The following is a 22,692-nucleotide window of genomic DNA, read 5'->3' on the forward strand; positions in this document are numbered from 1 at the left end:
ATATACCAAAGATGTTTAATTCACCAAAGAGTAATCAATGACCCGACAATTTTTGGAATTTGAACAACCTATTGAAGAGTTGAATCAAAAAATTGAAGCACTGCGTATGGTTGGCAGTGATAATGAAGTTAATTTAAGTGAAGAGATAGCTCGACTTGAAGCGAAATGCTCCGAGTTAACAGAGAATATATTCTCCAGGCTTGAACCATGGCAAATTGCTCAGATGGCCAGACATCCTTTAAGGCCGCAGACTACTGACTATATTGAGCGAATTTTTACTGATTTTCAGGAGTTGCATGGTGATCGCAGTTATTCTTCAGCCCCTGCAATTATCGGAGGCATGGCGCGATTAAACGGGGAGCCTGTCATGGTGCTTGGTCACCAAAAAGGTAAACGTACCAAGGAAAAAGTATACAGAAACTTTGGTATGGCAAGACCTGAAGAATACAGGAAAGCACTGCGTTTGATGAGAATGGCTGAAAAATTCAAAATGCCTGTAGTCACATTTATTGATACGGCTGGAGCTTATCCTGGCATAGGTGCTGAAGAACGTAACCAATCAGAAGCCATTGCACGCAATCTTTTTGCTATGTCTCGCATTAAAACACCAATTGTCTGTATTGTTACAGGAGAAGCCGGTTCAGGTGGTGCCTTGGCGATTGGGGTCGGTGATAAGATTATTATGCTGCAATTCAGCATTTATTCAGTCATTTCTCCTGAGGGGTGCGCCTCAATCCTTTGGAAAGACGCCTCTAAAGCGAGTGAAGCCGCGCGTGCTATGGGAATTACTGCAGACAGAATATTCGAAAATGAATTGGTTGATATGGTAGTCCCTGAGCCTTTGGGGGGCGCACACCGAGACGTTGATGAGATGGCAAGTCGCTTGAAGAGATTATTAACGAGTGAACTCCAGGCTTTGAAAAAGGTGCCTCTGGATCAATTAATTGAGTTAAGGTATCAAAAGTTTATGGCAATGGGTGCTTGTGACTAGGCCTTTACTAAGTCCCGAATGGGTAGCTCGCCTTAAACAATTCAAGAAATTGATAGTAGGGTTCAGCGGTGGTCTGGACTCTACAGTGCTCCTGCATGTCCTTGCCTCAACTCCTCCCTTGTCTAATCAACTTTTGGCTGTCCATATTAACCATGGCATTAGTGGAAATTCTCTGAACTGGCAAAGGCATTGTGAGCAATTGTGCCTGGATTTAGGTATTGCTTTTATTGCCAAAGCGATTGAATTTGATCGTTCTGCAAATGTTGAAGAAGCAGCACGCAATGCGAGATATGATTTTTTTTCCTCCTTATTAGAGGATAATGATTGTTTGGTTTTGGGGCATCATCTTGATGATCAGGCTGAAACAGTTCTTTTGCAATTGTTTCGCGGTGCAGGAGTTGATGGCTTGGCAGCTATGCAGGAATGCAGCAATTTGGGTGCTGGGCAATTGGCAAGACCATTTTTGACCTGCCCCAGAGTGGAATTAGAGCATTATGCTCGTATTCATGAATTGAAATGGATAGAAGACGAAAGCAATCAAGATACAAAATATTCTCGCAATTATCTGCGTCATCGCGTAATGCCATTATTGCTTGAAAAGTGGCCGGGAGTAGCAGGTAATATTTCCCGAGCTGCGACTCATTGTCAGCAGGCAAAAGCGAATCTTGAGGTATTGGCTATAAAGGATTGTCCTGATTTGTTAAACGCTACTGATCATTTGCTGATTGAACCCATAAAAGGACTTGAATTTGAGCGGATTACAAATGTTTTAAAGTTTTGGCTTAAAAAAAATAGAATTCAATTGCCTTCGTCCAAGACGTTTCATCGTATCATTCATGAAATAATTTTTGCAAAGCTCGATGCTATGCCAACAGTGAGTTGGAATCAAATACAAGTACGTCGTTTCCAACAACATCTTTATTTGCTTAAGGCAGACCAGATCAATTTACCGAAGGCTATTAAATGGCAACAATTTCCAGCTTCTTTAACTTATCCAGACGCTGATATTAAGTTGTCTGCAGTAAAGGCCCAAAAGGGATTAATGATCCCGAAAGATGCGCAAATAGAAATACGATTCAGAAAGGGTGGTGAAGAGATTTATTGGCATGGTCAAACCAAACATCTAAAAAAACTATTTCAGGAATGGCAAATTCCCCCATGGGTAAGGGATAGAGTTCCATTGGTTTACATTAATGATCAATTGGCTTGTGTAGTAGGTTATGCAGTGAGCGATTTGTTTTTTACTACTAATCCACTGGAAGCTTGGTCTATAGTTAATAATTCTTAATATAACAATCTCCGCTCCCTTACGGTCGCGGCTCGGTTTTGACTATAATTCCATTTGCACTCCCTTATGGTCGTAGCTCGGTTTTGACTATAATTCCATTTGCACTCCCTTATGGTCGCGGCTCGGTTTTAGCCATAATTCCATTTGCACTCCCTTATGGTCGTGGCTCGGTTTTAGCCATAATTCCATTTAATAATCTGATTAATCATCTGAGCCGCGACCGTGAGGGAGCGGAAAACTGGTTATTGTACTAATTTTCCACAGAAAAATTTACTTCAAAAATAATTAGTTAGTGTGATAACCTTTTCTTACATAAACAAGTCCTAAACCAAATGGAAATGGTGAAATAATGATATCTGAATCAGTCATTCCACTCGCCTATTTTATTACCTTTACCTGTTATGGAACATGGTTACATGGAGGTAAATCAACTTCAGTTGATCGCTACAATAATATCCCAGGAACTGAATTTATCCCTTATGATCGAAGGCGGTTATATCAGGTAAAAAACCTCATGCTGGAAACACCTTATTCTCTGGATGAATTAAGGCGTCACATTGTTTTGCAAGCAATTTGTGAAGTGTGCAGATATCGTCAATGGGTATTACTGGCTGCTCATGTAAGATCAAATCATGTACATCTTGTTATCCACGCCCAAATTTCTCCCGAACACATTATGAATACAGTAAAAGCATATGCTTCACGTTATTTAAATTATACAAGGCTGGATGGTGATAGAAAGAACAGATGGACTCGCCATGGAAGTACTCGTTATCTTTGGAATGAGGAAGAAATTGAAGCAACGATTCAATACGTTGTTTATGAACAAGGGTTACCAATGGCTGTTTTTGAAAATAAAGACAGAGTGTTTGGTGTTGAAGTTTGATCTATCCGCTCTCGGTTTTAGTTATAATTCCATTTAATCCACTCCCTTACGGTCGTGGCTCGGTTTTAGCCATAATTCTATTTAATCCACTCCCTTACGGTCGTGGCTCAGTTTTAGCCATAGTTCTATTTAATCCGCTCTTACGGTCGCGGCTCGGTTTTAGCCATAATTCCATTTAATTATCTAATTAATCATCCGAGCCGCGACTGTGAGGGAGCGGATTACGTTTAAACTAAATTATTTCTTCAGTTTTTTTATAGCTTTTAATACTATACATCATTATCAAATATGTTTATTCTGCGCAAATTCGAATATTGTAAAATTAATTTCTGTTATTTATGTCTGATATCCATTGCGAAAAAAGCTACAGATCAAAACTTCTGAAACAGGGCTTGCTTGGTGTATTAATTTTATGCCTGGTTTTTTTGTTTCTTGAATCTTTTTCAAGATGGATAGCAGCTACAAGTACAGCACCTTTTGGTGAAAGTATCAGGAATGATCAGAAAATGATTGTGAGTGACTCCATCAGGCAAGGTATTGTTGCTATTGGGGATTCCATAATTGCCAGAAGTTTTTATCCGGAACTTTTTTCTTCTTTATTAGCTAAAAATTTTTCAAAGCCTTATGAGGTGTATAACATAGGAGTGGAAGGTTCAGGAATTATCCATCATCGAGCACACTTAAGATATTTATTGAAAAGGAATGTCAAACCAGATTTTGTGATTATGAATGTTTCTGTCCATAATCTTAATTTGAATTATTTTGCCCATGATAGTAATGAACATATCATAGAGCAGAGATATGAAGATCATAACTCCTTGGATTATTATAACCGTTGTTTTACAGTAAATAAGCAAACACTTTCATCAACGCTTTATTGCAAGATAGCGAAGTATTCTTATTTTTTTCGTTTAGTGCATTATTACCATCAACAAGTTAACAATAGTTTGCAATCTTTGCTGCATACACAAAGATTGAGAACTGAGAATTTGATAATCAAATATCCAGCAATCTCTAGACAAGGTTTTTCACCAATTTTTGGCAGTCTTGCTGAGGATACAATAAGCACGCCTAGAATGTTTGAATTTTTGAGACATGAATATAGGAGTGCATTTGCAAATTTTAAGTTAACTACTGAAGTTTTAGACAGCATTATTGATGATCTGAATAACAATTCAATTAAAGTAATTTTAGTCTTGGCACCAGTTTACCATCCAGTAACTCGTAAGGTTTATGACGAATTCAACTTGCCATCTAATGGCGCTATAGTCAGTACGCTTGAAAATTATGCTTTAAAGAAAAATATTGCTTTTATAAACTTATTCGAGGAATGTCAGGATCCTGTTTATTTCCAGGATCCAGTACATCCTAATATCTATGGTGCTGTAAAGATAACTACATTGTTATCGCAAAAAATTATCAACAAACAATTTGTAGGGCCTGACGGGTATTTGGATAAAGAATTGTTTCAATACCTAAAAAGCAATAATGAGAACAAAGCATGAATTTTGTCACTTTTCAGTTCGTTGTTTTTCTAGTTATTACGGTCATTGTCTTTATGATGATGTCTCCCTATTATCGGAAATATTTTATTTTGCTTTGCAGCTATTTTTTTTACGGTACCTGGAGCGTTCCATTAATCAGTGTCATCTTATTTTCAACCTCGGTTGATTACTATCTCGGAAAAAAAATCCATGAGAGTCATTCCCAAACTCATAAAAAACTCTATTTGACTTTATCCATTTTGGTTAATTGCTCCATTCTGGTTTATTTCAAATACATGAATTTTTTTATTTCCAGCATTGATGCTATTGGCTTTAGTTTGGGAGCCACCCAACTTTTGTTAAATCCTATGCATATTATTTTGCCTCTCGGCGTTTCTTTTTACACTTTTGAGGCGATCAGTTATATCGTAGACATCTATCGAGGGGAAAAGCCGGCTAGTAGCTGGTTAAACTATAATTTTTATATTATGTATTTCCCGCATCTGATTTCAGGACCGATTGTCCGTTATAAAGAACTGCATGCTCAATATGAAAGTAAAATTGAATTACCGGAAACCTCACGTTTAAAAGAGGGGTTTCAGTTATTACTTTATGGCTTTATTTTCAAATTGGTCATAGCCGATTCAATGGCTTCAATCTCAGATCCCTTGTTTGATAAGTATCAGACAATTGGCCATCTGGAATCCTGGTTGGCCAGTATTGCATTTACCATACAGATTTATTTTGATTTCCTTGGATATACCCATATTGCGCGGGGTGTATCATTATTTTTTAATATTAAATTACCTGTTAATTTTAATCATCCTTATAATGCGCGCAATATCAGTGAATTCTGGCAGCGTTGGCATATCACTTTGTCATTATGGATTAGAGATTATTTATATATTCCTCTAGGAGGTAATCGAGGCCGTTTGTATCAAACGGTGAATAATTTACTAATTACTATGTTTATTGCTGGTTTATGGCATGGCGCTTCCTGGAATTATGCGATTTGGGGCACATACCATGGTTGTTTGTTAGCCGTTTATCATGTTTTCCGGTTTTATTACATTAAAAGAAATTTACAAACTGAAAATCAATTGATGAAGATTGGCTCAATTATAATGACTTATTCATTAGTAGTCATAGGCTGGGTAATATTTCGATCTACTTCATTTGAACAGGCATTTACTATTCTCGGTAAGATGTATGATATTCCTGGTTTCGTGCAGGAATTTGCAATGAATCAACGTGCTTCAGCTTATACCGATTCATTATTTTATCTCGTGGGAATGTTCGCCCTGTGTTTTATAGGGCCAACTTTTAAATCAATTGAAACGAAAATCTTGTCAGCTGTACAGCCATTCTGGATTAAAAAATGGCTTTATTCGCTTTCAATTTTTACGGTGTTAATTTTTATGTTTTCCCCTGTGAAACCGTTTATTTATTTTGTTTTTTAATTAGATAATTTGTTATCCGCTCCCTCACGGTCGCGGCTCAGGTTTAATTATCATTTGATTTAATCATCCGAGCCGCGACCGTGAGGGAGCGGTGATAACTAACACTCAGGCAAGTTAACAGCCAATCCACCCATGGACGTTTCCTTGTATATACTTTGCATATCCATGCCGGTTTGCTTCATTGTTTTGATGACTTTATCCAAAGAGATTTGATGCTGACCATCACCTATGAGTGCCATTCGGGTTGCATTAACTGCTTTCACAGCCCCCATGGCATTTCTCTCGATGCATGGGATTTGCACAAGGCCCAGAACGGGATCACAGGTCATTCCCAGATGATGTTCCATTGCAATTTCTGCAGCATTTTCAACCTGCTCGATGGTTCCGCCAAGAACCGCTGTCAAACCAGCAGCTGCCATGGAAGAGGCAACACCAACCTCACCTTGGCATCCTACTTCAGCGCCAGAAATTGAAGCGCCTTTTTTATAAAGGATTCCAATCGCTGCGGCAGTCAGAAAATAAGTGTAGATGTCTTCGTTGCTCATCCTGTCGTGAGCTTGCTGACAATATTTAAGAACAGCTGGAATAATTCCGGCAGCTCCATTTGTTGGGGCTGTGACAATTCGTCCTCCCGCTGCGTTTTCTTCATTGACAGCCATAGCATAAAGGTTCAAATGATTCATAATATCTGACTGTTCAAAAACACTTTTAACCCCTTTTTGTTCTATTAGTTTTCTATACAAGTCAGGTGCCCGTCGCTTTAAATTAAGGCCACCGGGGAGCACTCCATCATGTTTGCAACCGTTGTTGATGCAGTCATCCATTACTTTGGCAATATCAAGAATTCCTTTATGAATTTCTGCTGAACTTCTCCATGTTTTTTCATTGACTAACATCAATTCAGCGATGGTCAAGTGATGTTTTTTGCATAATTTCAATAACTCAGTTGCTGTTGCAAAGGGGTAAGGGGGGGGATTGGTATCGGTTGTTGATTTATCAAAGTCTTCTTCGGTTGTAATAAAACCACCGCCAATAGAGTAATAGACTTGCTCAATCAGTAGATTAGCGTTTCCATCAAAAGCAGAAAAGCGCATTCCATTACTGTGTTTGGGTAATAATTCTTTTTGTAAAAATAAAAAATCGGTCGCTTCATGAAAAGGAATTTCTTTCTTGCCGGCCAAATTGAGTAGATTAGAATCAAGAATTTCATGCATTCTTGGGATCATGGAGGCAGGATCAACTGTCTCGGGCGCTTTGTTTTCAAGACCATTTAAAATGGCTTTATCAGTACCGTGCCCCTTGCCAGTAAGCGCCAGCGAACCATAAAGCTCTACTTTGACTCTCTGAGTTTTATCAAACAGATTTTTTTGTTCCAGTAATTGCAAAAAAGCATTGGCAGCTAACATAGGGCCTACTGTGTGTGAGCTTGATGGCCCAATTCCTATAGAAAATAAATCAAAAACACTAATGTTCATCGCCGTTAAAATCTCTTGTTCATTATTAGGGGCAAGTGTAGAAGGATATTACCTTTTTGTCCATTATATAATTAAATGATAGCTTATGACTGGTAATTTTACGCAAATTTAGGCAGAATTAGTGGGCGATTTGTTTTTGCTTTATTTTGCTCAATTTATTGTGCAGTATGAGAACTTAAGTGTAAGACTAAAAGGGGATTGTTTATGAAGATGAAATTGGTGACTGCAGCTGTTATGGGGCTTGCAATGTCAACAGCAATGGCTGCAACCGATGCCACATCATTAGCTACAGACAAGGATAAGTTGTCTTATAGCATTGGTGCCGATTTGGGGAAGAATTTTAAAAATCAAGGCATAGATGTTAATCCGGAAGCAATGGCTAAAGGCATGCAAGACGCTATGAGTGGCGCTCAATTGGCTTTAACCGAACAGCAAATGAAAGACGTTCTTAACAAGTTTCAGAAAGATTTGATGGCTAAGCGTACTGCTGAATTCAATAAGAAAGCGGATGAAAATAAAGTAAAAGGGGAAGCCTTTTTAACTGAAAACAAAAACAAGCCAGGCGTTGTTGTATTGCCAAGTGGTTTGCAATACAAAGTAATCAATTCTGGAAATGGTGTTAAACCCGGAAAATCGGATACAGTCACTGTCGAATATACTGGTCGTCTGATTGATGGTACCGTTTTTGACAGTACCGAAAAAACTGGTAAGCCAGCAACGTTCCAGGTTTCACAAGTTATCCCTGGATGGACAGAAGCTTTGCAATTGATGCCAGCTGGATCAACTTGGGAAATTTATGTTCCCTCAGGTCTTGCATATGGCCCACGTAGCGTTGGCGGACCTATTGGCCCAAATGAAACTTTAATATTTAAAATTCACTTAATTTCAGTGAAAAAATCATCTTAAGTTTTTTTGAATTAAAGTCATACAAAACGCATCCTTCTCATTTAGAGAGGGATGCTCTCTTTGTAAAGGCTAATGATCTTCATAAAAGGTGTCAGCCTAACACCACTGAGGAAATTAAAATATGTCTGTTTTAAAGGCTATGACTCATACTGAGTGAACAAAGGAATGAACAAGCGCCTGTTTATCGTTTTCATTTTAGGTTTTTCTTCCGGTTTACCTATGGCATTAATCAGCAGTACCTTGCAAGCATGGTACGCTAATAATGGCATGTCAGTGCTTGCGACGGGAGCTTTAAGTTTAGTCAGTCTACCTTATGCGTATCGTATTTTCTGGGGTCCAATTCTTGATCGCTACTCTTTATTTCATTTAGGGAAAAGGCGAAGCTGGATTCTCACCATGCAGATACTACTGCTTCTGGGTTTTAATCTCATGGCCTGGTTTATTCCAGCTCAATATCCTAAATTGATGGCATTTTTAGCTTTAGTATTAGCCTGTTTTTCAGCCACACAAGATGTGGCAATTGATGCTCATCGAGCAGAATATCTTCCCCCACAGGAACATGCATTGGGCGCGTCTCTGGCTGTGTTTGGGTATCGATTAGCTCTTTTGTTATCTGGCGGTTTGGCTTTGGTAATGGCAGAAAAATTAGGCTGGGCTTTTACTTATCGCTTTATGGGATTTGCAATGGCGATAGGTATGTTGGCAATATTTGTCAGCAAGGAACCCTCTACAGAAATAAAAGAAAAAAGTAATTTTCTTGTTTCGTTCATTGCACCAGTGAAAGAACTTTTAAGCCGCCCAGGGATTATTTATCTTTTAATATTTATATTTTGTTATAAATTAGGTGAAGCATTCACTACGACAACTAGCGGTATAGTGATGCCTTTTTTGATCCAAGGCTTGGGTTTCTCTCTGGATACTATCGGCTATATCAATAAAATGCTTGGAATAGTCTCTATCCTGTTAGGCGGTTTAACGGCAGGTTTTTTATTAATGCGATATTCCTTGTATCGCGCATTATTTTTCTTTGGCTTACTACAAGCACTAACCAATGTCTTTTTTGTCATATTAGCGATGTCAGGAAAAAATATTGTGCTGTTAGCAATCGCAGTATTTTCGGATAATTTCGTCGCAGGGATGGGTTCTACTGCATTGGTTGCTTTATTTATGCGTTTGGTGAATAAACAGTTTACTGGAACACAATTTTCTATGTTAGTCGCATTATCGACTTTACCCAGGATCATTTCAGGTCCTGTAGCTGCTACCATTCAAATGCATATCGGCTGGGTCGGTTTATATCAGTTATCCATCGTTTTCGCTTTGTTTTTTATACCTTTTCTAGTGTTAATCAAGGAGCAAACAAAAAATATGTCACAGCAGGAGTTGGAAATTGAAAAATCGGGAGATTTAAATCCGATAAGATGATTTATTATTTTATAGAACAAAATTTTTATAGATGTAATTGTAACCCCCTCTAAAATAGGTGCATTTCTGATTAGAGTTCTCCAAGTTAAACTATGTTTGAGGAGAACAAAAATGAAAAAATCACGTTATACAAAAACACAAATTGTAAAAATTCTAAAAGAAGTCGAAGCAGGTAGTTTGGTCAAAGAAATTTGTAGTGAATATGGAATTTCAGATGCAACCTATTACAACTGGAAAGCAAAATATGTTGGTATGGAGGCATCCGACGTAAAACGTCTAAAAGATCTTGAAGAAGAGAACCGTCGTCTAAAGCAAATGTATGCTGAGTTAAGTCTTGATCACAAAATCCTAAAGAATATTGTCGAAAAAAAGCTGTGAAGCCATCTGTGAGACAGGAGGTGGTTGATTATGCAGTGAATACTCATACTGTGAGTTTACGCCGTGCTTGTAAGGTTGAGGGTATCAGCGACTCGGTTTATCGATATAAGCCGGATAGCCAAGCTGATGAAGGCGTTATTGCAGCATTGCAGGAATCATCCGAACGTTATCCGGCGTATGGCTTTAGTAAATTGCTTAAAGTCTTACGCCGTCAGGGTCATAAGTGGAATCATAAACGCATTTATCGGGTATATTGTGAACTGAAGCTCAATATGCGTCGTAAAGGCAAAAAACGGCTTCCTAATCGCTCACCTGCCCCCCTTGAGTGTACCAGCATCCATTAATCAGTGTTGGCCTATGGATTTTATGTGTGATGCGTTGATGTGTGGCCGACGTTTCAGAACATTTAACATAGTAGATGATTTTAACCGTGAAGTGTTGGCTATCGAAATCGATTTAAGCCTGCCTGCGCAAGGAGTAATTCGCGTATTAGAACGCGTTGTTGCATGGCGAGGTTTCCCTGCTAAATTACGCATAGATAATGGTCCTGAATTTATCTCAAGCACATTAGCAGACTGGGCTGAAAAGCATCAAGTGGTTTTAGAGTTTATTAAGCCAGGTAAACCAACGCAAAATTCATTTATTGAGCGATTCAATAGAACTTACCGCACAGAGATATTGGATATGTACGCGTTTAAAAATCTACAAGAAGTCAGAGAGCTGACAGAAATCTGGATAAAGGAGTACAACGACGAGAGACCGCACGATTCGCTAAATGATTTAACACCGTGGGAATATCTGGCAAAAAATAAGGCAATGAACTCTAATTTAGGTTGCCACTATATATGGGTGGTACAAGTTACAAACCTTGCGTTTTTAAATATGAATTTACCTCATTCCCCTTCCTGTCTTCATTTTGTAGCAACAATTAATTTGAGGCAATTCGGGGAAACCTATCAAAATTGAGTATTTAATGTTCACTTAATGTAAATTTGCTAAAATGTTTGTCAAAAATATACCATTTCGAGAGAAAATGAAGCTGATGAACTTAATACATATATTTTAAAAATACGAAAGTATTTCAAAAGTTGAAATATTTGATTTAGTTAAAAATCTCATGCTTCTAAAATCTCGAGTTTCTAGTCTTTATGGTAAACCGAAAGACTCTATATCGGGTGAAACTAAGAAATGCTTTAAATAAAAGTGACACTATTTAAAAATAAAAAGAATTTCAATACACATATTGAATAGTATTACAAAAAACTGAATTTGATGTTCTTGAGACGATGCATCATCAATAAATAGCAAATTCAAAATTTGAACATATTATTTCAAATACAAAAATAGACTGGTAAAGAACAGTATACTCTATTAACCGGCCAATATAATGAAATAAGTCAAAGACTTAAATTTAATTAGTATTTATGAAGGTTTAAATATGAATAGTATTCCCATCCAGGCAAATAGGAGAATTAAATGTTTAAAAAATTGACTAATATATTAAAAGGTACTAATGCCAATAAAAATATTGTTATTCCTTACAATCAAAATGGAACTTTATTGTTAATTCAAAAAGAAGTACTTCTAAATGAACTATTTCCATTTCTTGATTTAAAGAGTCTTTTGAGAGTCCGAACGCTCTCTAGAGAGCTATTCGATCTAGTGAATTTGTATTTGGAAAAAGAAGTTAATGCAAAAAAAATTGGAGTAATTGCCTTATCTAAAGATAGTAAATTTTATGCAGTTGGGAAAGGTGTGGCGCACAAGGTCAGATCAGATAGTATATGGAATGCTATTTTCAATGATGGTCTTCAAGATGTCGAACCTACTCTTGCGAATATAATTGACTCATTTATTGCTGGTGCAACATTGTTTAAATCTAAAGAAACTGCAAAAGAGAAAATTAATAGCCAAACTTTTTTTGGTAAAAATCAAGCACTTTATATTAAACCTTATCTTGCTGAAGTGACTATAAAAAAAGATGCAACATTAGCCAAGCTTGATAGAGATGGACTTAGGTACAACACAGAAAAAATGAGTATTCAGCATATTAATGAATCTTGTATTGAATACATAGAAGACAATGGTAATTCTGTAATGTCGAAGGCTAATACACTCGGAAAATAACGAGTCTCAATGGTACCGAGGGTGGGACTCGAACCCACACGGTGTCACCACCACCGGATTTTGAATCCGGCGCGTCTACCAATTCCGCCACCCCGGCACGCGCGGTCATTATAGCAAAGAAATAAATTCTAACAATGGTTTAGTTCATTTATTATTTGAAAAATTACATGGTTGATTGCATTTTGATTATTAATTTGACAATTGCTTGAGCTTTATTAAATAATGAGATCATACCAAGAATAAATTGGAATTATCAGGATTAGAGTTGATGGAGTCTTTATGAAAAGATATTATTCTACACTATTAGTTTTGGCTTTAGCCCATACCAGTTTGAGCGCTTATGCGCATACATGCCCTGATCCTCAAACCACGTCATTGCAATGGGGTGTGCCTCCATCACCATGGGTAGAAAATCCTTTTTCCCCAAATAGCCCTCAGGGAGAAGAAAATACTCGCTTCGTGCGAGCTAATATTTTAGTCGCAGGTTATGGTCAGGGTGTGACTTGTACTTATAGAAACTCCGTAGGTGATTTTTCTATTTTATGGCAGGTGCGGACCAAAATACCCGCTCGTGTTGATTATAGCTGGATAGAAACTATGGGAGGGTATGTCTGCACACGTGGTTTGAATGAATGTCAGTTTTATGTGGCTGATCCTTCGGCTTAATATACCCACTTCCTTACGGTCGCGGCTCGGATTTGATAAGCGCTGTTGATGCAAATCCGAGCCGCGACCATAAGGAAGCGGACAACACACTAGCTAACACGTATTAAACCCTGTCTTCTGTGATATTAATCATCATTTCCAGGGCTTTTTTGGCATTATTAATAACCCATTGCTGATCGTTGACTGGCAGTCTGTTTCTGGTTCCTGTGAATTCGTTGACCACATCACCTGCTTTTACTTCATTGTAAGGCATCGATTTGCCCTGGCGAAGTAAATCGAGTAGAGCGACCAGATGTGGCGGATCATTGCGAGACATGGTAGCACAACCACATCCAACTCCTTTTTCAGTGTCTTTTTGAGGGGCTTCAGCAAGATTTACAACACGAATTCCAAGATTGTTACAATATTGCTTTAAGTTTTCTACCATGTGGTTTTCAGTTCCGATGGCATAACTTTTTGTACCTGCTTTGTCATGGACTACCAGATCCCATATGAATGCAGTAGAACCTGAGTAATCAGCCACTTTGATGACATCATTACGGCACTCTGGATGTACAATGGTAGTGTATCCCAGGCTTTTCCAATAATCACACATTTCAGGTTGATAATGGGTATGAACCGCGCATTGACTTGCGAATAAAATCAACTCTGCTTTATCAAATTGCTTGAGTGTTTTTTTGTCTTGCGCTGGTAGTGAATAATTAGCGCCGGCAGTTCCTCCAGGCCAATAAGCGAGATTTTTAATTCCTAACCAGTAAGCGACATTTTCTCCCATGTGTTGATCAGGAATAAACAGGATTTTCTTGTTTTGTTTTTGAGCCCATTGAAAAATTTTTTTGACATTGGAACTTGTACAAACCGCACCTCCCTGGGCACCGGTCATGGCTTTCACACGACCAGAGGTATTCATGTAGCAAACAGGTAAAATATTTTCAGCACCATAACGCTCATTTAAATCAAGGAAAGCAGGCTCGACCATAAAGTCTTTGGCAAGCATTTCCATGGTGCAGCCTGACTTGGGATTGGTGATATAGACGTGTTGATTTTCATTAGCCAAAATGCTTATGGATTCCGCCATAAAATGAACTGCTGATTCCACTATGACTGATTTTTCAGGGTTATTCGCAGCCATCAAAGCCAATTGGTAGGAGTCACCGATTTTGCCCCCGAATTGCTCTATTAATCGAACAATTTCTCCACCCATATAATAATGGGCAAGAAGTAACAGTTTGTTACCGAAATGATTTTGGGCTTTAGCAAGATAAGGTTTCATCCAATTTAAAACAGTCGTAAGCTTTCTATCGGGTAAAGCCTGATATTCCTGGGCATAAGGAATAAAATCTTCTTGATACCAATCTAATGGATAATCGCTTTGACATATAGCCATATCATTACGAATAGCCATGAGGGTCGCTTCGGGTTGGTACGTAGTTGAATTTTTAAACATTAAATCTACCTCTAGTCATTAGGGATTTGTGGGAAGGGTTCTTTCATTATTGTTAATGGGATAGCTTTGCCAGGCTATCCTAATGAACTGTCTGCCTGTCCCAGTTTTGCAATACTTTCCTGGGCTTTGAAATTTTTATTGGGGAAATCTTCACGAAAATGTCCACCACGTGATTCCCTTCTGGAAAGGGCTGCTCTAACAATCAATTCTGCATTAAGGATAATGTTCCTTAACTCAATAAAATCTCTGGTAATGCAATGTTTCCAGTAATACTCTTCAATAATTTTCTTACGCTTCAATATTAATTGTAGTAGATCTTCAAGGCCTGCTTCAGTGCGCACAATGCCTGCATAGGAAGTCATTTCCCCTCTTAAGCCTCTCCATTGGGCGTTGATTTGACTGGCTCTTCTTGCATTGACTTCTCCTGGAGAGCTCCAGCTGGGGATATGATCGATAAGTTTTAACGGAGTAGCAATGTCTTTAAGTGTACAGCGTGCCGCATTGGAACCCATGACCAAGGCTTCAAGTAGGGAATTGCTTGCCAGCCTGTTCGCACCATGCAGCCCAGTAAAAGCCACTTCACCGATAGCGTATAATCGTGCCAGATCGGTGCGGCCGTCCACATCAGTAAGAACCCCACCGCATTGGTAATGAGCGGCCGGAACGACAGGAATCAAATCCTGGCTCATATCAATTCCAATAGATAACAATGTGGAATAAATTTGTGGGAAACGTTTTTTCAGGAAAGATTTGCTTTGATGAGAAATATCCAGATGCACATATCCAGCCTGGCCTTGCTCAATTTCACTAAAAATAGCTCTTGCCACGACGTCTCTGGTTGCTAACTCAAGTTGGTCAGGTGCGTATCGTTTCATAAAACGCTCGCCTGTTTCAGGGTTTTTAAGCAAAGCGCCTTCGCCTCGAACTGCTTCGGAAATTAAAAAATTGTTAATGGTGTGATGGTGCAAGAGGGTAGGGTGAAATTGATAAAATTCCATGTTGCCCACACGAGCTCCAGCCCTGTATGCCATCGCGACACCATCACCTGTTGCAACCATAGGGTTAGTCGTATACCTGTAGGTTTTGCCGGCGCCACCGGTCGCTAAAATGACGCATTTCGCAAGAAAGGTGTGAATGCGATTATGTTGGCAGTCGAGTATATAGGCTCCTAATACCTCACCCTGGTTATCTGTCCGGTGAGGATGATATTGAGTAATCAGGTTAACCGCCACGTGATGTTCAAAAAACTGGATCTGTTGATGTTGCCTTGCCAAATGATTGAGAGTTTGTGTTAGCGTTAATCCCGTTTGATCGCCACAATTAAAAATGCGCCGGTGTGAATGGCCACCTTCTTTGGCAAGATGAAAGCGACCATCATTTTCTCTTTTAAATTGAACTTTATACTGATCAAGTTGTTTTATAATATCTGGCCCTTGGCGGATAATAAATTCCACCGCAGGTAAGTAGCATAGCCCATCTCCAGCCAATACAGTATCAGATATATGAGACTCCAGGGAATCTTCTGGCGAAATGGCGGCAGCAATCCCCCCTTGAGCATAGCGGCTGTTACACTCAATGGACTCTGCTTTGCTGATTAACGCAATGTTTAGCTTGGGTTGGATAGCTAAAAGCTGCAAACAATAATGTAACCCGGCTAATCCTGTTCCAATGACGAGAACATCGAATTCGAACGATTGGCCTTGTTGTGATAGCTGATCACTCATGAAAAAGCCTTGACCAATTGGGTTGCAAGACCTGTGTAAGTCTCTGGAGTTAATTTCATTAACTCTGCTTTTGCTTCTTCGGGAATAGACAGGGTTTTAATAAATTTTTTAAGGTTTTCAGCGTCTATCATTTGTCCTCGTGTAAGCTCTTTTAATTGTTCATAGGCATTGGGTTCATTGTAGCGGCGCATGACAGTTTGTATGGCCTCTGCTAAAACTTCCCAGTTTTCGGATAAATCTTTTTGTAGAGCTGATTTATTGATTTGTAATTTATCATTACCTTTGGCTACTGAGTGATAGGCAATCAAACTGTAAGAGAAGGCTACGCCCAAGTTACGTAAGACAGTCGAATCAGACAGGTCTCTTTGCATGCGTGATTGAGTTAATTTGTTGGCAAAATGAATAAATAAAGCATTAGACAGACCTAAATTGCCTTCGGCATTTTCAAAGTCTATAGGATTTACCTTGTGCGGCATGGTCGATGAGCCTACTTCTTCGGCAATTGTTTTTTGCTTAAAGTAGCCAAGAGAAATATAGCTCCATATGTCTTGGGTATAATCCAGAAGAATATTATTAATTCTCACCATAATCTGGGAGACTTCCGCTATGCCATCATGTGGTTCAATTTGAGTGGTATAGGCGTTAAAGGATAAACCTAGGGATGTAACAAAATTAGCGCAATGCTTACGCCAGTCCACTTCGGGATAGGCTGCTACGTGAGCATTGTAATTGCCAACAGCTCCATTAAATTTGGCAGGGATTAATACTTCTGCCAATTGTTGCTGGGGTCGTTTAAGGCGAGCTACAAAATTGACCAATTCTTTACCCATGGTGGTTGGTGTTGCTGGTTGACCATGCGTTCTTGAGAGCATCGCAACGTCAGCATGTTGTTTTCCAAGAAGCGTAATGCTTCCCATGATCTCAGCTATAGTAGGTTGTATAACTTGGGCTATCGCTTGTTTGATCATTAAAGCATAAGCCAGGTTATTGATGTCCTCTGAAGTGCAGGCAAAGTGTATGAAAGCAACGCAAGATTTGAGTTGTTCATTTTCCTGAAATTTATCCTGAAGATAATACTCTACAGCTTTAACGTCATGATTGGTTTGTTTTTCAAATTCTTTTATTTTTTCAGCTTCTGATTCATTAAAATTGGAAATAAGATCAGATAAAAATTTACGAGCCTTGTTATCCAAAGCAGGTACTTCTGGAATAGTGTCGTTAGCAGCTAATGATTCAAACCACTTGATTTCAACCATTAAACGATAATAGGTTAATGCAAACTCACTAAAATAGGGACTTAATGCTCTGGTTTTATTGACATAACGACCATCTATGGGTGAAATCGCGTTTAATGCAGTAAGTGTCATGATAGGTAGCTTATTCCAATATTAAAGCGTATATAATATTAGATGCAGGACAAGATGTGAATTAAAGCGATAAATATTCTAGAAAATTAGCGTAAATTTGTTCAAAGTGCGTATAATAATGACCATGTTTTTAATGGGACAGGTTATTATTTATGAACACGATCACAGAATCGTATCGAGCCGGTTTATTTCAAAAAAAATATTGGTTACAAAATATTATTTCTGGCTTAATTGTTGGTGTTGTTGCTTTACCTTTGGCAATGGCTTTTGCAATAGCTTCCGGGGCTAAACCGGAACAAGGATTATATACCGCTATCGTTGCCGGATTAATAGTCTCAATTATGGGTGGCAGCAGAGTTCAAATCGCCGGTCCTACAGGTGCTTTCATTGTCGTTCTTTCCGGGATAACGGCCCAATATGGTATTTCAGGGTTACAAATAGCTACTTTAATGGCGGGCTTTATCTTGGTTCTGTTTGGCTTTGCCCGTCTGGGATCCATTATTAAATTTATTCCCAGTCCAGTAATCATCGGATTTACTTCAGGGATTGCTGTCGTTATTTGGGTAGGGCAATGGCAATATTTTTTTGGTTTACCCGCAGCTGGAAGCGGACATTTTCATGAAAAATTTTGGCATTTACTTCTGTCTTTTCCTCATATGAATATCGCGACTACTTTTTTAGGTATTTGTGCTTTATTTATTGTACTGTATTCCAGTAAATTACCAGGACTAAAGCGTATTCCTGGCCCTTTGATTGCTTTGGTCCTGGTTACAATCATACAGTCAGTTTGGCACTTTGAGGGAGTGGCCACTATAGGCAGCCTCTTTGGAGGAATACCACAAGGCTTGCCGGCTTTCACCTGGCCTGAAATCACAATGGGACGACTGATTGAGTTGATTGGGCCAGCCTTTGCTATTGCGATGCTGGGAGCAATTGAGTCCTTATTGTCTGCTGTGGTTGCCGATGGGATGAGTGGAACCAGACATAATTCGAATAGAGAATTAGTTGGTCAAGGGATAGCTAATATTGTGGCGCCTTTGTTTGGTGGTTTTGCTGCCACCGGAGCGATTGCTCGCACGGCGACAAACATACGCAATGGGGGCAATAGTCCTCTGTCAGGAATTATTCACAGCATTACTTTGATTTTAGTCCTGTTGTTCCTGGCACCTCTGGCAGTGGATGTACCTCTGGCGGCATTGGCTGCTATTTTATTTGTGGTTTCGTGGAATATGAGCGAGGCTCGCCACTTTATTAAATTAATTCGAGTAGCTCCGCGTGCTGATGTAGTCATCTTATTGGTTACTTTTTGTCTGACGGTGTTTGTTGATTTGGTTGTTGCTGTCAATGTAGGGGTCATCATTGCCGTCTTGCATTTCCTGCGCCGAATGGTTAACAGCATTCAAATTCAGCGTATGTCAGAAGGACAATTATCTCAAGAGTTGGCACAAGAAAAGAATTATGATTTGCCCGAAGGGGTCATGGTGTATGTTATCGAGGGCCCGTTTTTCTTTGGTGCTGTCGAAACATTTCAGAGTGCGTTGGCTAATACCCATACTGATCCGAAAGTTTTGATCATCAGAATGCGTTGGGTTCCGTTTATAGATGTCACTGGTTTGCAGGCTATGGAAGAAATTATTTTGAATTTGCAGAAGCGTGGAGTCAGAGTTTTGCTCAGTGAGGCTAACCCGCTCGTTGATGCGAAACTCCGTAAAATGGGAATTGTTCAATTGATTGGAGAGCAAAATTATTATAAGGAATTTTCTCAGGCTCTTGATGTTTGCCGAATTAATGATTCTGACAGAAAGAGTCAGCCTCCCTTTGAAGTTGCAAAGCCGCTGGCTTCAGTTACCCAGTGAGCTAAGCTGGTTATCTGTTCAAGTTGAGGAAGCGCTTCCTCAACTCGAATGGATAGAATTAACGTGATAATCGAAAAACTTCAAAGATTGCCATGCCTGTTTTTATATGTAATTCAATTTGCTAAACTTAAAATCTATTTTTTTGGTTTGACACTACGAATAATTTTTCCCGGCCTGCTGGTTAATGCATTTGCAGAGTGAACTATCCAATTATTTTATTTAGTATTTTCATATAGTCGTCGTGTTGAAGTAAACAACTTGCCATATGTTCATGAATAAATAAAGTTAATCCAGCTTGTTTTGTTTCTGGCGACTGGCCTTGTTGTATCTCTATAGCCAGACATAAAGCAGCAAGCAACGAGGCCATATGTTCAATGATTGTTTTTATATGCAGACTTTGCTCCTCATGATTGGCTGATTTCATTGTTTTTATTGTTGTATCTAACTCATTTATCTTTCCGAAAAACAATGCTTTATGAGGGTTGATATCCTGAACTTGTTCCAGAAGTTGTTGCAAATGGGCAATGAATAATTCATCAATTGCAAATTTATGCATATCTCTTAGGGTTTGCATCCATAATGTAAAATGCGTCCCCTCCCAATTTTCGCAAACGATACAGTCTCTTAATAGTCTTGGTAATGAAGAAAAGTTCTCTATGGTGCCATTTCCTGCCAATAAATCGAGACAATGATGTATATTGTCCACGGAACGTTTGGCTGTAAAGTACTTGTTGATATTCGCCAGTGTACGTAATAAGAGTTGTTGTGATTTGGTTTGTTGAGGCTCTGGAAGAGCATCTAATTCATCCTGACAACGAGCCATATGAAACACGCTGGCTAACATAGCCAGATTTTCTGATTTTATTTTAGCCAAACTTTCTTTTACCAGAGGATACTCAATAATAGGATGGTTAAATGCTCGGCGGTTTTTAGCATAATAGCAAGCAATCTGATAGGCGCGACGAGACATACCCAAGACTGAGAAGGAATTGAATATCCTTGATAAATGCAACACATTTTCCATAACCAAATGTATTCCTTCCGCCACATCACCCATAGGGTAGGCTAGTGCCCCTTCAAAATCTATTTCTGCGGTTGCCATGGTGCGGGTACCAATTTTCTGTTTTAATCGACGAAGATAATAGTGATTAGGGCTGCCATCATCCAGGCGACCGGGCACTAAAAACAAACCCAATCCTTTGGTTCCGGGAGTTTCCTCGTCGAAACGAGCTGTCATTAAAATTAAATCGGCATTAGCGTTGGAGCAAAACCATTTTTCACCTGAAATGCGCCATTGATTTTGCTTATCCAGATTGGCACGGGTCGCATTGGTGCCAACGTCAGAACCACCTTGAATTTCAGTTAAAAATTGGGCTCCAGTAAAATTGTAACTGAAAGAAGGGTGAGTGAGTTTATCGAGATAATATGAGGTTTTCTCTAATTGGGAATAACGACTTAAAACACGTATTACTCCTGCAGAACAGGCAATAGGGCAGTTGTGTCCTGCCTCCCCGGCATGCGATGAGAGCAGAAACAGGCTCAACGTTTTTTTCATTTGCCCTGGCTTTAGCAAGTATTGCATGAGATTGGATCCATAAATAATATCGCCGGATCGAACATAGGCAGGATGGTGGATTACCCGATCATCGCGCTGACCAATTGCATTGTATTGTTCTATTTTAGGCAAGTTGGCATCCAGGTTATTTTCCATAACGGTTGGTTCTAATTCTTCAGCTACTGCTTTGGAAAATTGACTCAATTGTTGAATAAAACCAGGCTCATCGGGAAAATAAGTTTTGTAAGTGTGCATTAAACAAGACTTTTCGAGCAGTATATTGTCTTTGAGTTGTTTGTCCCATAACCTGAAATGGTCTCTTGCTGTTTCATATTCATTTTTTATGCTCATTACCCCATCCTTTGGTAATTAATAGATGCATTGATATCACAGTTTTTTAAGTTCTTGGTGTACTTAAATATTTTTCAATAAATTGTAATAGTGGTTATTAATCAATTATCCCCCCTCGGCTTCGCTTGTGCCATATCCATGCGGCTTCACAATAGACCTCTTGCCTAAACTTGCCTCTTTCATTAAACAAAATAATCAGGTTCTGCAAGAGGGCCTAATGAATTCCAATTTATCCTATCATGGGTTGAAATTTATCAGTGACGTCCCCGGACAAATGTTGATAAACATTCAGGGCGATTGGTTGATAAAGATAATCAAAGTCAATGCTATCCATTGGAATCACTCTTAATGCAGCCTCGTTAATGCTGCGGAAGTAAATTGTTTTGGTCGGGATATCAAAAACCATACTCAGTTGGGTTGGAGAAGAAGTACCAGGTGCTTGTGTGACGACATTGAGGCCGTTGAAAGCATAAGCAATATGTTCTTCTTTAGCTATAAAGCTGGGAAGTTTTTTTAGATAATGTGCTGCTCTTACAAAACGGGATTTAGAATCATATCCACCTGGCAGAGCCTTAGAGCCACCATGGTCCTGGTATTCTTCAAGAAGAGCCAATGACAATTTATAGTCCGTATTGGTTAGTACTGGCGTGGTCAAGTTGTCTTGAGTATGAATTACCAGTTTACCATCCAGGTACTCAAAAACAGCAGATTTTCCTTCGGCATCGCTCACCATCAAGTGAACGTTCATGGTTATTCCCCGGTAGGTGTCTGCAACCAGTTGATAATTTGAGCTGTCATCTATGACTTCTTGGACCGTTTGAAAATTATCTAAAATATACTGAACCCATTCAGTAGTTTTTAAAGCGGGAAGCTCAGAGTTACTGGGATAAATTGATGAATCAAGCATCAGTATTGAAGCAGTAAGTCCTTTTTCATTCATCCCATCAGCAGATGGTCCTGCTTTAAACCGATTTCCTCCGTGAAATATCACACTTCCATATTGGCTTTTCCAGATTAATGGATGCATGCTGTGGTAATCTACACTGGAAACCATCATGGCATTCCGAGGATGAATCACAAAGGCTCCTTCCCGGTATTTCCAGTCCAAATTGACTGCGACAGTTGCGGGCTTGTTTTTATTGAACACTAAGGCAGAACAGGCTTCGCTGGTGAAGGAGATAGTATTTAAAGATAAGGCAATCGATATTAGTCCTATGCGTTTAAACATTTCAAATCCTTTTGCTTATTATATTCTTGGAACAGGTTTGCTTACCCGTTCAACCCTAAAACATGGACAGCAAGATAT

At 39.0% G+C, this 22,692-nt stretch carries 17 protein-coding genes, 1 tRNA gene and 1 pseudogene; 12 read left to right on the plus strand and 7 right to left on the minus strand.

Going from position 1 to position 22,692, the window contains the following annotated elements; genetic code table 11:
* Positions 1-37: 37 nt before the first annotated feature.
* The 6 genes from LPG_RS03885 (at position 38) to LPG_RS03910 (ending at position 6,109) form a co-directional block, all read left to right on the plus strand.
* Positions 38-991, plus strand: coding sequence for an acetyl-CoA carboxylase carboxyltransferase subunit alpha (locus LPG_RS03885; RefSeq protein ID WP_010946522.1), 954 nt, complete (start codon positions 38-40; stop codon positions 989-991).
* Positions 984-2,279 (plus strand): tRNA lysidine(34) synthetase TilS, encoded by a 1,296-nt coding sequence (gene tilS, locus LPG_RS03890; protein WP_011213315.1) that lies wholly within the window; start codon positions 984-986, stop codon positions 2,277-2,279. The genes LPG_RS03885 and tilS overlap by 8 nt, the downstream gene beginning before the upstream one ends.
* A 38-nt stretch (positions 2,280-2,317) precedes the next feature.
* Positions 2,318-2,533 (plus strand): hypothetical protein, encoded by a 216-nt coding sequence (locus LPG_RS03895; protein WP_126297583.1) that lies wholly within the window; start codon positions 2,318-2,320, stop codon positions 2,531-2,533.
* 95 nt (positions 2,534-2,628) lie between these two features.
* Positions 2,629-3,165, plus strand: a complete 537-nt coding sequence (locus LPG_RS03900; protein ID WP_010946524.1) for a transposase — start codon at positions 2,629-2,631, stop codon at positions 3,163-3,165.
* A gap of 338 nt (positions 3,166-3,503) precedes the next feature.
* Entirely contained in the window at positions 3,504-4,670 is a 1,167-nt protein-coding gene (locus LPG_RS03905) for a DUF1574 family protein (RefSeq protein WP_011213316.1), read from the plus strand.
* Complete coding sequence (locus tag LPG_RS03910) at positions 4,667-6,109, plus strand: MBOAT family O-acyltransferase (RefSeq protein WP_010946526.1); 1,443 nt, start codon at positions 4,667-4,669, stop codon at positions 6,107-6,109. The genes LPG_RS03905 and LPG_RS03910 overlap by 4 nt, the downstream gene beginning before the upstream one ends.
* A gap of 98 nt (positions 6,110-6,207) precedes the next feature.
* Here LPG_RS03910 and LPG_RS03915 read toward each other — a convergent pair whose 3' ends face one another.
* Positions 6,208-7,584 (minus strand): L-serine ammonia-lyase, encoded by a 1,377-nt coding sequence (locus LPG_RS03915; RefSeq protein ID WP_010946527.1) that lies wholly within the window; start codon positions 7,582-7,584, stop codon positions 6,208-6,210.
* 204 nt (positions 7,585-7,788) lie between these two features.
* Between LPG_RS03915 and mip the strand changes: the two genes are divergently transcribed.
* The 4 genes and pseudogenes from mip to LPG_RS03935 all read left to right on the plus strand — a co-directional run bounded on the left by mip (position 7,789) and on the right by LPG_RS03935 (position 12,420).
* The gene (gene mip / locus LPG_RS03920; protein WP_011213317.1) at positions 7,789-8,490 is read left to right on the plus strand and encodes a macrophage infectivity potentiator Mip; all 702 of its coding nucleotides are present in this window, start codon (positions 7,789-7,791) and stop codon (positions 8,488-8,490) included.
* Between the two features lie 165 nt (positions 8,491-8,655).
* Positions 8,656-9,915 carry an AmpG family muropeptide MFS transporter gene (locus tag LPG_RS03925; RefSeq protein WP_011213318.1) on the plus strand — a complete coding sequence of 420 codons (1,260 nt, stop codon included), beginning with the start codon at positions 8,656-8,658 and terminating at the stop codon, positions 9,913-9,915.
* A gap of 111 nt (positions 9,916-10,026) precedes the next feature.
* Positions 10,027-11,109 (plus strand): annotated as a pseudogene (locus tag LPG_RS03930) (IS3 family transposase); the annotation flags it as partial.
* Positions 11,110-11,769: 660 nt separating this feature from the next.
* Positions 11,770-12,420 carry a lpg0796 family Dot/Icm T4SS effector gene (locus tag LPG_RS03935; protein WP_010946533.1) on the plus strand — a complete coding sequence of 217 codons (651 nt, stop codon included), beginning with the start codon at positions 11,770-11,772 and terminating at the stop codon, positions 12,418-12,420.
* A 10-nt stretch (positions 12,421-12,430) separates the two neighbouring features.
* On the opposite strand, the gene LPG_RS03940 is transcribed toward LPG_RS03935, so the two are convergent.
* Positions 12,431-12,517: transfer RNA gene (locus tag LPG_RS03940), tRNA-Leu, on the minus strand.
* 182 nt (positions 12,518-12,699) lie between these two features.
* Between LPG_RS03940 and LPG_RS03945 the strand changes: the two genes are divergently transcribed.
* A complete protein-coding gene (locus tag LPG_RS03945) occupies positions 12,700-13,086 on the plus strand; it encodes a DUF3757 domain-containing protein (RefSeq protein ID WP_010946534.1) in 387 nt (128 codons plus the stop codon).
* Positions 13,087-13,189: 103 nt separating this feature from the next.
* On the opposite strand, the gene nadA is transcribed toward LPG_RS03945, so the two are convergent.
* From nadA to purB, 3 genes are all read right to left on the minus strand, one after another.
* Positions 13,190-14,533 carry a quinolinate synthase NadA gene (nadA, locus tag LPG_RS03950; protein ID WP_010946535.1) on the minus strand — a complete coding sequence of 448 codons (1,344 nt, stop codon included), beginning with the start codon at positions 14,531-14,533 and terminating at the stop codon, positions 13,190-13,192.
* Between the two features lie 74 nt (positions 14,534-14,607).
* On the minus strand, positions 14,608-16,257 hold the full coding sequence (gene nadB, locus LPG_RS03955; RefSeq protein WP_010946536.1) for an L-aspartate oxidase: 1,650 nt from the start codon (positions 16,255-16,257) through the stop codon (positions 14,608-14,610).
* Positions 16,254-17,624 carry an adenylosuccinate lyase gene (purB, locus tag LPG_RS03960; protein ID WP_010946537.1) on the minus strand — a complete coding sequence of 457 codons (1,371 nt, stop codon included), beginning with the start codon at positions 17,622-17,624 and terminating at the stop codon, positions 16,254-16,256. Before purB ends, nadB begins: the two co-directional genes overlap by 4 nt.
* A gap of 152 nt (positions 17,625-17,776) precedes the next feature.
* On the opposite strand from purB, the gene LPG_RS03965 reads away from it, so the two are divergent.
* Positions 17,777-19,480: a SulP family inorganic anion transporter gene (locus LPG_RS03965; protein WP_010946538.1), complete on the plus strand. Its 1,704-nt coding sequence runs from the start codon at positions 17,777-17,779 to the stop codon at positions 19,478-19,480.
* A 202-nt stretch (positions 19,481-19,682) separates the two neighbouring features.
* Here the strand turns inward: LPG_RS03965 and LPG_RS03970 are convergent, their stop codons facing one another.
* Together LPG_RS03970 and LPG_RS03975 are read right to left on the minus strand one after the other, a co-directional pair.
* Positions 19,683-21,386 carry an acyl-CoA dehydrogenase family protein gene (locus LPG_RS03970; RefSeq protein WP_010946539.1) on the minus strand — a complete coding sequence of 568 codons (1,704 nt, stop codon included), beginning with the start codon at positions 21,384-21,386 and terminating at the stop codon, positions 19,683-19,685.
* A 229-nt stretch (positions 21,387-21,615) separates the two neighbouring features.
* Positions 21,616-22,614, minus strand: a complete 999-nt coding sequence (locus LPG_RS03975) for a linear amide C-N hydrolase (protein WP_010946540.1) — start codon at positions 22,612-22,614, stop codon at positions 21,616-21,618.
* Positions 22,615-22,692 lie beyond the last annotated feature (78 nt).

It is taken from the genome of Legionella pneumophila subsp. pneumophila str. Philadelphia 1, from assembly GCF_000008485.1.
In the GTDB taxonomy this organism is placed as follows: Bacteria; Pseudomonadota; Gammaproteobacteria; order Legionellales; family Legionellaceae; genus Legionella; species Legionella pneumophila.